Source organism: Halorubrum sp. Hd13 (genome assembly GCF_002252755.1).
Classification (GTDB): domain Archaea; phylum Halobacteriota; class Halobacteria; order Halobacteriales; family Haloferacaceae; genus Halorubrum.
In genome coordinates, this window is sequence record NZ_NHOY01000006.1 from 1 (window position 1) to 6,648 (window position 6,648).

A 6,648-nucleotide genomic window follows, 5' to 3' on the forward strand; every position below is an offset into this window, starting at 1 on the left:
CCGTACTACCTCGCTGGTTGGATAGCCGGCCGTCTTCGACGCCCGCAGATTGCGGGGAGGAAGGCCCCATTGACAGGGCTACACGCGCTGAAAAGCACACCGTTGGTCACAACTCGGTGGCGACCGTTGACGGTCCACGCGAAAGCGTACTTGAGGCCCGAGGAAACGCGCAACCTGAATATCCCCTTCGGGGAATCCTCGCGCTTTAGCGCGGGGAGGATGTCAACGGTATTAACGCGGTGATGTACTACGCCCCGACGATCTTGGAGTCGACCGCGTTCGGGAGTTCGCAGTCCATCCTCGCGTCGGTGGCCATCGGGACCGTGAACGTGGTGATGACGGTCGTCGCGATCCTCCTCATCGACCGCGTCGGTCGCCGGCCCCTGCTGCTCGTCGGTATCGGCGGCATGGTCGGGACCCTCGGCGTGGCCGGCGCGGTGTTCCAGTTCGCGGACCCGACCGGCGGGCTCGGCTGGTTGGCCACCCTGACGCTCGTGGCGTTCGTCGCTTTCTTCGCGATCGGGCTCGGACCGGTGTTCTGGCTCCTGATCTCCGAGATCTATCCGCTCGCCGTGCGGGGGAGCGCGATGGGGATCGTCACCGTCGTCAACTGGCTCGCGAACCTCGCGGTCGCGCTCTCGTTCCCCGTGCTGCTCGACGGGATCGGCACGCCCGCGACGTTCTGGCTGTTCGGCGGCTGCAGCGTCGTCGCGCTCGTCTTCACCTACCGGACGGTCCCGGAGACGAGCGGCCGAACGCTGGAGGGCATCGAAGCCGATCTCCGGGCGGCCACCGGAGCCGGCGCCGACGAACGGCCGGACGACTGACCGCGGACCCCTCCCGCGAGGCGATTCCCTTCCTCGCGACCTGTCGCTCGCGCGCGTTTCCACTGGCCGGCCCGTCACGTGTCGGTAGCCTTTAGCGGGCCGGGAACGAACCCACGGGTGACCATGTCTGACATCGAGACGTCCACCGTCTCCGAGGAAGGGTACGCCTGCACGAGTCAGGTCGGCGACTTCGACCTACAGATCGACGCGACCGACGAGACGGGGCCGAATCCGAACGCCGCGCTCGTCGCGACGTACGCCTCCTGTTACCTCCCCGCCTTCCGCGTCGGCGGGAGCCAGCGCGGCGAGGAGGACCTCGGGAAGATCCAGATCGACGCGAGCGCCGACCTCGACGACGACGACGACCTGGCGGCCGTCGCCTTCGACGTCCACGTGGAGGCCGACCTCGACGACGAGACCGCGTCGGACATCGCCGAGCGCGCCGAGGGGATCTGTCACGTCCACAGCGCCCTGCGCGAGGGGCTTCACGCCGACGTGAGCGTCTACCCCGGCGCCTTCTGAAGACCGGGACCGCCGACCGCGTTTTTTAATACGACGCATCCGCGCCGAGCGCCGGCCGCGGGCCTGGATCGCCGGACGCCTACGGCCGGTCGACGCCGCGGAACTCGAAGCGCGCGCCGCCCGACTCGCTCTCGGTCAGCGTCACCTCCCAGCCGTGGGCCTCGGCGATGCGCTCGACGATGGCGAGCCCGAAGCCGGTGCCGGTGTCGGAGGTGGTGTAGCCGCTGTCGAACACCTCGTCGCGGCGCTCCTCGGGGATCCCCGGCCCGTCGTCGGCGGCGTAGAAGCCGTCCTCGAGGTCGCCGACGATCACCCGGCCGCCGCCGTGCTCGGCCGCGTTCCGGAAGAGGTTCTCAAAGAGTCGCTTCAGACGGCTGCGGTCGGCGAGCACCTCGCGCTCGGCCTCGAAGTCGACCTCGAGGGCGGCGTCGCCGGTCTCGTCGCCGCCTCCGGGGCCGTCGCCCTCGACCGATCCGAACGCGTCTGCGCCGTACCGATCCGCTACCTCGCCGAGGGCGACGCGTTCGACCGGCCCCACCGCGTCGCCCTGTCTGGCGAGCGTGAGGACGTCCTCGATCAGCCGTTCCATCTCGTCGAGCGCCCGGTCGCAGCGGTCGAAGTAGGAGTCGTTCCCCGTCTCCCTGGCGAGTCGGAGATAGCCGGAGAGCACGTTGAGGGGGTTCCGGAGGTCGTGCGAGACGATCGAGGCGAACTCGTCGAGCCGCTCGTTCTCGCGCTCGATCCGGTCCTCGTACGCTTTCCGCTCCGAGATATCGCGGCTGCTGGCGAGGAACCGGTCCTCGCCGTGAACGTCGATCCGACGGACGTGGACCTCGACGGGGAACGTCGTGCCGTCCGCCCGCGCGAACGTCGTCTCCAAGCGAATCGTCTCGTCCATCTCGATATCCTCCCACATCTCGACGGCGTCGTCCGGGTCCATCTCCCGGTCGACGTCCCACACCTTCATCCCGGCCAGCTCGTCGGGGTCGTAGCCGAGCTCCGCCGCCATCACTCGGTTCACGTCGACGATCTCGCCCGTCTCGTCGTGGATGTCGACCATGTCGGGCGAGCCGTCGTAGAGCGCCTCAAGCCGCGCCGAGGTGCGTTCGAGGCGACGCTGTCGGCGACGCCGGTCCGTCACGTCGCGGGCGATCCCGAGCACGCCGTCGAACTCGCCGTCGATGACGAGGCGGCGCAGGCCGAAGTCGACGATCGACTCCGGCAGCCCGGGGAAGTCCACCTCGACGGTGCCCGACAGGGTCTCGCGGTCGCCGGCGACGAGGGCCGCGAAGGGGTCGCCGTCGCGGCTTTCCCGGATGCGGTCGATCAGTCGGCTCGGCCCGCCGACGAGCTCCTCGCGCGACGCCTCGTACACCTGGGCGATCCGGTCGTTCGCCAGCTCGAAGCGGGCGTCGGCGTCGTACACCGCGACGGCGTCGGGGAGCTCGTCGACGAGCCGGCGGTAGCGTTCGAGGTCTCGCTCGCGCTCCTTCTCCTCGGTCACGTCCATGTGGATCCCCACCGCCCGGACCGGGTCGCCGTCCTCGTCGCGCTCGACGACGCGGCCGCGGTCACGGATCCACCGCCACTCGCCGGACTTCGACCGCATCCGGTGGTCGCACTGGTACTGCTCGGTCTCTCCGGCGAAGTGCGCCTCCAGCGCCGACCACGCCCCGCCGACGTCGTCCGGATGCACGCGGTCCTCCCACTCCGAGAGCTCGAGGGCGATCTCGGAGCGATCGTACCCCAACATCGCGGCCCACCGCTCGTCGAACCGGACCTCGTCGCTGCGGAGGTCCCAGTCCCAGACGCCGACGTCGGCCCCCTCGATCGCGAGCCGGAGCCGCTCGGAGAGCTGGCGGAGCTCGCGCTCCCGTTCCTTCTCCTCGGTCACGTCGCGGAAGTAGACGGAGAGCCCGGTGTCCGACGGGTAGACGTTGACGGCGAGGTCGGCCCCGACCGCGTCGAAGCGGTACTCGAAGTCGCGGGGCTCCCCCTCCTCCATCGCCGTCCTGAGCTCCGCTTCGAGGACCGTCCCGCGGGCGTCGGGGAACCGCTCCCAGATCGGGTCACCAAGGAGGTCGGCGGCGTCGCGCTTGAGCATCTCCCTGGCTCGCTCGTTGAGGTACGTGAGCCGCCACTCCCCGTCGATCCCGCAGAAGGCGTCCGTCATCCGGTCGAGGTGTTCCGCGAGCCGCCGGTCGGTTCGCGCCTCCGACACCGCGTCAGCGATCCGCGACGCGAGCGTCGCGTACGGATCGTCGACGCCGTTCTTCGGGAGGTACGCGTCGACGCCGGCGGCGACGGCCTCGCTCGCTACCCGCTCTGACCCCTGACCCGTGAACAGCACGAACGGGAGGTCGCCGCGCCGCTCGCGGACGCTCCCGAGGAGCTCGACGCCGTCGATTCCGGGCATCTCGTAGTCGCTGACGACGCAGTCGAACGCGCCCGACTCGATCGCGTCCAGCGCCTCGGTCGGGTCGGTCTCGGGCGTCACGTCGAAGCGGTCGTCGCGCGCCTCGACGAGCGACGCGGCGGTGTCCGCGAACCCCGGCTCGTCGTCGACGAAGAGAACGCGGATTGGGGGCGAGGAGGCACCCGAGGCCGCGATCCCGGCCGGTCCGCCTGCGTCCTCTCCCGTCATTCGTAAGTGTACTCCTCATCCGACATGTTAACCGTTCCGTATTCGGTCCGTCACCCCCCCGCGTACTCGACGACCGCGCTCGACGCGACGTAGCCGATGGCGGCGAGGAGGAGCCCCGCGACGAGCGCGAGCGCGAACTCCCGACCCAGCGCGTACGCGAGCAGGAACCCGGCCATGCCGACGGCGTTCGCGCACAGCAGCCGGAGCGTTCGGTAGTTCGGCTCGCGGGTGGCCATGGGCCGTCTACGCCGGCTCCGTTCAAAAGCCCTGAGTCGGCGGCAGCCAGCGGTCGGACCGGAGGTTTAAGAGGGGATCCGAGGCCAGCGCTCGCGTGCCAGCGAGCGATCGGCGACCGCGGGGAACAGTGAGAGCGCGCCGGCGCGACCCGTGCCCGGAAGACGGAGATGAACGTCCGGAACGCGGCGGGGGCGGCTCGGTGATGCGCCCGCGACGACGTGCCGAGTCGGGCGCGCCCGGCCCGCGACCCGCCGCGGGCGGGGTCGTCGGCGTCGTCGGCGCCCTCGGTGCGTCGGTAGCGGTCCTCGCGGCGACCGCGGGACTGGTCGCGGCGGTCGCGCCGGCTGTGGGGGCGGACCCGCTCCGGCCCGGCGCGGTCGCGCTCCCGAACTGGACGCCCATCGCCGCCGCCGTGGTCGCGTTCGCGATCGCTTGGCTGACCGCGATCGGCGCGGCGCACGCGATCGCGACGGCGTTCGCACGGCGGTGATCGGTCGGTGACCGCCCGTAGTCGGTCGCCCGTCGGTGACCGCGGAACGGTTTTACTTCCGCCGGCGGTATCGACGCACATGGTGATGAAGGAGTCCGACTCGGCGCTCGACCGCGGCGACGCGGCCCCCGACTTCGAACTGCCCGGCGTCGACGGGGAAACCCACCAGCTCGACTCGTTCGACGCGGACGCGCTCCTCGTCGTCTTCACCTGCAACCACTGCCCGTACGCGCAGGCGAAGTTCGACCTCCTCAACGACCTCGCGGCCGAGTACGACGACCTGGCCGTCGTCGGGATCAACCCCAACGACGCCGACGAGTACCCGGAGGACTCGTTCGAGGCGATGCGCGAGCGCGTCGCCGACGGGACGATCGCCTACGACGCGTACCTCCGCGACGAGACCGGCGAGGTCGCCGAGGCGTACGGGGCGGTCTGTACGCCCGATCCGTTCCTGTTCGGCCGCGAGGACGACGCGTGGCGGCTCCGGTACCACGGCCGGCTCGACGACGCGCTCAACCCGGACGACGAGCCGACCGAGTACTACGTCAGAGACGCGGTGGAGTCGGTGCTCGCGGGCGAGGCGGTCGAGATCCCCGACCGCCCCTCCCGGGGCTGTTCGATCAAGTGGCCGTAGACGACGGCGACCTCGGGCCGCCCCGCCCGATGGGCGCGGACGGCGTGCCGCCGGAGACGGGTTGAAAGGGGTCGGGGCCGAATGCGTTCGTATGGGAATGAAAGGCGACGGCGAGGCGGACCTCCACGAGATCGACCGGTTCGACGGCGGCGTGGGGTGGATCGCGTATCCCGAGGAGACGATGGAGCGCGCGAGCCACGCGGTCGCGGTGCCGAACGAGGAAAGCGAGAGCAACGACGTCTGGGTGTTCGACCCCGTCGACGCCCCCGGGCTCGACGACCTGCTGGCCGAACTCGGCACGGTCGCTGGCGTCGTGGTCGGGCTCGACCGACACAAGCGCGACAGCGCCGCGATCGCGACCCGTCACGGCGTCTCGGTGTGGGTCCCCGAGTGGATGACCGGCGTCGCGAACGAACTCGACGCGCCGGTCGAGCGGTTCGGCGATCGGCTGGCCGACACCGGCTTCGAGGCGTTCCGGATCCGCGACTCCTCGCTGCCGCCGTGGCAGGAGGTCGGGTTCTTCGACGGCGAGACCCTGATCGTCCCGGAGTCGCTCGGCACCTCGTCGTACTTCCGCGGGGACCGCGAGCGGATCGGGGTCCACCCGATGCTCCGGCTGACGCCGCCGACGACGGCGCTCTCGGGCCGCGATCCCGACCGCGTGCTGGTCGGGCATGGCGTGGGCGTGCTCGACCGCGCGGCAATCGCGATCGAGGACGCGCTCTCGAACTCGCGGGGGAAAGCGCCGGGGCTCTACGCCAAGACGCTCCGGTCCGCGATCGGGATCTGACCGTGATCCACGTCACCCGCGACCTGCTGACGGTGCTGCTCGAACGCGCCGCGGAGCGCGACCCGAACGAGACGAACCTCCGGCTCTCGGCCACGCGCGCGGGCGACTTCGACGCCGACACCGGTCTCGACCCCGAGACGCCGGTGGTGACGCATTTCACGCCGGACGTCGGCGGGTCGGTGAACGCGGTGTTCGGCGTCGACCTCGGCACCCCGGCGGGTCACGGCGGGGGGCGGTTCCTCTCGCACCCGGGCGGGTTCCTCGGCGTGTCGAAGACGGACGACCTCGCCGCGGTCGTGCTCGTCGCCGTTCCGCCGTACGACGAGGAGAGCGTCGCCGCGTTCGACCGCTCGGGCGACGGGATGGAACTCGCCCTGCTGGACGCGGCCCCGCCCGAGGAGTCGATTCCGGAGTGAGCCGCGTCGAGCGCCCCCGGGGCGAGCCGGTCGAGACCGCGTCCGAACGACGCCGAGCGAGTTCGGCGGACGGTGTTCAGATAAGGAT

8 protein-coding genes are annotated in these 6,648 nt (G+C 70.9%); 6 read left to right on the forward strand and 2 right to left on the reverse strand.

The window, feature by feature from the left end:
- The first annotated feature begins 242 nt into the window (after positions 1–242).
- The gene (locus DJ81_RS01030; protein WP_394338284.1) at positions 243–827 is read left to right on the forward strand and encodes an MFS transporter; all 585 of its coding nucleotides are present in this window, start codon (positions 243–245) and stop codon (positions 825–827) included.
- A gap of 123 nt (positions 828–950) precedes the next feature.
- The gene (locus DJ81_RS01035) at positions 951–1,349 is read left to right on the forward strand and encodes an OsmC family protein (protein WP_094525572.1); all 399 of its coding nucleotides are present in this window, start codon (positions 951–953) and stop codon (positions 1,347–1,349) included.
- 79 nt (positions 1,350–1,428) lie between these two features.
- Here DJ81_RS01035 and DJ81_RS01040 read toward each other — a convergent pair whose 3' ends face one another.
- A complete protein-coding gene (locus DJ81_RS01040) occupies positions 1,429–3,993 on the reverse strand; it encodes a PAS domain S-box protein (protein ID WP_094588028.1) in 2,565 nt (854 codons plus the stop codon).
- 50 nt (positions 3,994–4,043) lie between these two features.
- Complete coding sequence (locus DJ81_RS01045; RefSeq protein WP_094525576.1) at positions 4,044–4,229, reverse strand: hypothetical protein; 186 nt, start codon at positions 4,227–4,229, stop codon at positions 4,044–4,046.
- 203 nt (positions 4,230–4,432) lie between these two features.
- On the opposite strand from DJ81_RS01045, the gene DJ81_RS01050 reads away from it, so the two are divergent.
- The 4 genes from DJ81_RS01050 to DJ81_RS01065 all read left to right on the forward strand — a co-directional run bounded on the left by DJ81_RS01050 (position 4,433) and on the right by DJ81_RS01065 (position 6,560).
- Entirely contained in the window at positions 4,433–4,720 is a 288-nt protein-coding gene (locus DJ81_RS01050) for a hypothetical protein (RefSeq protein ID WP_094525578.1), read from the forward strand.
- Positions 4,721–4,799: 79 nt separating this feature from the next.
- Positions 4,800–5,354 carry a thioredoxin family protein gene (locus DJ81_RS01055; RefSeq protein ID WP_094525580.1) on the forward strand — a complete coding sequence of 185 codons (555 nt, stop codon included), beginning with the start codon at positions 4,800–4,802 and terminating at the stop codon, positions 5,352–5,354.
- 97 nt (positions 5,355–5,451) lie between these two features.
- Entirely contained in the window at positions 5,452–6,144 is a 693-nt protein-coding gene (locus DJ81_RS01060; protein ID WP_094526849.1) for a hypothetical protein, read from the forward strand.
- 2 nt (positions 6,145–6,146) lie between these two features.
- Complete coding sequence (locus tag DJ81_RS01065; RefSeq protein ID WP_094526843.1) at positions 6,147–6,560, forward strand: hypothetical protein; 414 nt, start codon at positions 6,147–6,149, stop codon at positions 6,558–6,560.
- The last annotated feature ends 88 nt before the right edge of the window (positions 6,561–6,648 follow it).

Coding starts and splice junctions, on each gene's coding strand:
- DJ81_RS01030 (WP_394338284.1), top strand. CDS start 243: ATGTACTACGCCCCGACGATCTTGGAGTCGACCGCGTTCGGGAGTTCG.
- DJ81_RS01035 (WP_094525572.1), top strand. CDS start 951: ATGTCTGACATCGAGACGTCCACCGTCTCCGAGGAAGGGTACGCCTGC.
- DJ81_RS01040 (WP_094588028.1), bottom strand. CDS start 3,993: ATGACGGGAGAGGACGCAGGCGGACCGGCCGGGATCGCGGCCTCGGGT.
- DJ81_RS01045 (WP_094525576.1), bottom strand. CDS start 4,229: ATGGCCACCCGCGAGCCGAACTACCGAACGCTCCGGCTGCTGTGCGCG.
- DJ81_RS01050 (WP_094525578.1), top strand. CDS start 4,433: ATGCGCCCGCGACGACGTGCCGAGTCGGGCGCGCCCGGCCCGCGACCC.
- DJ81_RS01055 (WP_094525580.1), top strand. CDS start 4,800: ATGGTGATGAAGGAGTCCGACTCGGCGCTCGACCGCGGCGACGCGGCC.
- DJ81_RS01060 (WP_094526849.1), top strand. CDS start 5,452: ATGAAAGGCGACGGCGAGGCGGACCTCCACGAGATCGACCGGTTCGAC.